This is a genomic window from Streptococcus sp. k-628, from assembly GCF_013277475.1.
Lineage (GTDB): Bacteria > Bacillota > Bacilli > Lactobacillales > Streptococcaceae > Streptococcus.
The window spans coordinates 1-2,774 of the sequence record NZ_VMMZ01000115.1; the positions used below are offsets into that span (position 1 = coordinate 1).

Annotated in this window: 1 protein-coding gene; it reads right to left on the minus strand. The window is 37.6% G+C overall.

Going from position 1 to position 2,774, the window contains the following annotated elements:
• On the minus strand, positions 1-2,385 hold a 2,385-nt coding region (locus tag HT730_RS10205; protein ID WP_240151486.1), incomplete at its 3' end, for an SIALI-17 repeat-containing surface protein.
• Between the last annotated feature and the right edge of the window lie 389 nt (positions 2,386-2,774).

Consider the following 2,774-nt stretch of genomic DNA (forward strand, 5'->3'; position numbering starts at 1 on the left):
AGCTACTGTAGGAGCTGGAGAATTACCTAATGTGGATAGAATACCACTATACTCTGGAACTTCTGTAACAAGTGAGTCGCCTCCATTCACTCCGCCTGTGAAGTCTGAAATGTGATGAATCTCAGCATCCGCACCATTGACCCCGCCTGTAAACTCTGGCTTAGCTACTGTAGGAGCTGCAAAGTCACCAGATGTACCTCGAATACCAGAATCTTCTTTTCCACTATCTTTTTTTGGATCTAATTTCCCAGCTAAATCCTTATCCGAATCCTTCTTAGAAGGTTCCACTTCTTTATCTTCCACATAGACAGGATCTTTTGGTTGACCCTCAATATAAGAACGAACCCAATCCAGCTGCTCTTTTGATAAAACCAAACCACCACTGCGGTTTCCTACAACACCATTTTGGTGAACTCCAATTAAAGCACCTTTATCATTATAAAGACCACCACCAGACGCTCCAGGTTTCGTACCTCCATAGCTAATACCCTCTATACCAGAACCAAAGTCAGTAGTATCTACAACTTCACTATCCAATACAGGAGATAAACGACCGTCCGGGAAACCATAAACCGAAACTTTTTCACCTTTAGCAACAGAAGTTGATTCAGATACCACCTCTACAGGAGTTGATCCTTTTACCTCTTCTTTTAATCGAACCAAGGCTAAGTCATTTTTAAATCCAAATACTGAATCTTTCTTATTCCAATAAACAATATCATCATCTGAAAAATTCACAGACAACCCATTCGGCAAAGTTGCTTTATACACTGTATTGGTACGACCAGATTTAGTAATTACTTCAGAACCTTTAACTGTTAAGAAATTATGAGCGACTGTTAACACCAAATTGGGTGCAATTAAAGTACCTGATCCCGATCCATCTGGCGTTTGAATGTGCGTTGTAGCATAGAAATTTTCTGAGCCATTCGGAGCTTGTAACACTTCTTTACTAGGTACAGGTAAGTTCGATTTACCACTCAAATCGACTTTACCAACTTCAGTTCTTGCAAAATCCGAAGAAGACGTTGATGGAGGAGTTACCGAATCTACTACCGCTCTTATAATTGTATCTCCTAAAGCTAACTTACTGACATAGTCATCAGACCAAGTAGTATCACTTGCTAGTTTGTTAATTGACACTCCGTTATAGGATACCACTTTAGCTGTTGGGGAAGTTGCTATTAACTGTTTGAAGTCTGGATTTTGTCTTAAATGAAAATTCAAACCACTTCCAACAGGACCTTCCTGAACAACCTTATCTGAAATCAAACGAGTTCCTTTAGTATCTTCCACTCGAAGTAGAACACGACCTTTTTCTTCACCTTTTACTAAAGTAGCTCGACCTTTTTCATCAAAACTATACAAAGCACCGTCAATCTCAGACTCTACATCTTTTAAAGCTATATGATTTTCATCATAGTAGTAACGGTTTGCACCATCTATATACCAACCCTTTATACCATATTTATCAATCATAGAACGAATCCAAGTTCTGTGCTTGTCCGTAAAAATCGTACCACCCCCAATACGCTCACTCTCAGGAGCGTTTGAAGTATTTGTTCCGTGCTGGTGGATACCGACTACCTCTCCCTTATCATTAAACAAAGGAGCACCTGAAAAACCTCCTAAAGCTGAGGAATGATAAGTGACTGCACCACTCTCTTTATTGATACTGCTCACAGTTGTTGAGACTGAATAAGCCTTACCGTCTTTCAATCGAGCTTTATTTTCTTTACTTAAATTTGGAGTAGAAAAATCATTGGGATATCCGACCATAGTGATTTTATCACCAGTAGAAACCTCTTTATGACTCAACTCTCTTGGAGAGTCCTCACCACCTGTCATAGCTTCTACAGGCTTTTTAGTTACCACTACTGCTAAGTCATTGCTATAGTCTTTACCAAAGTCTTTGCCGTTATACAAGTGAATAGAGTCTTTTTCAAGAGCTTCTGATACCCCTGAAGTAGGTACTTTATTGCTTTTCTCCTTTTCCGAGTTCATTACAACATAACTACGAGCAGACTCTCCACCACGCAATACTGCAGACTTATCCTCTTGGTTTTTATCATAGTAGTTATGAGCTACTGTTACCATCACATTCGGCGCTACGAATACACCACTGCCAGACGCAGTTTGTTTTCCACTTGTTCCACTATCATAAGTAGTATAAGTCATAGCAACACCTTCTACAGATTTACTATGAACGTCCACATCGTGAATATCGCTACCGCCTTGAATGACATCAGCATAAACACCCCCGCCACCAATAACTGGTAACTCTGGTGCAGCTAAGCCAATCACTGCGGATAGTGTCAAACAACCAACCAAACCATAAGCTTTGGATTTACGAAATTTTCCTAAACCTTTTAAACACACAAACATACATTACCTCACTTTAACTTTCAAAATTAATTTATCCAAGTATATTCTAAAAAATAAAATATTACAGTTTCCATTAGCATAACACTCTCTACTTTGATTCTTACAATAAAAATAGCTATAGATTATTTTGTTCCTTTACAAATACTATTTAAGTACTGTATCTACAGGAATATCGTTTTTACAAGATATTATCCTAATGAGAAAACTATCTTATACATAAACTTATATATAAATGTTCATTTGTAGCGAAACTGTATATTTTCTTATAAATTATAACATATTTCACAGACGCTTTCCAATGTATTGAAATAGATTATACCAAACTAGATAGAAAATGAATTGTTTGACACCACAGCCCAGAAAAAAACTCATACTCAATAAAAATCAAA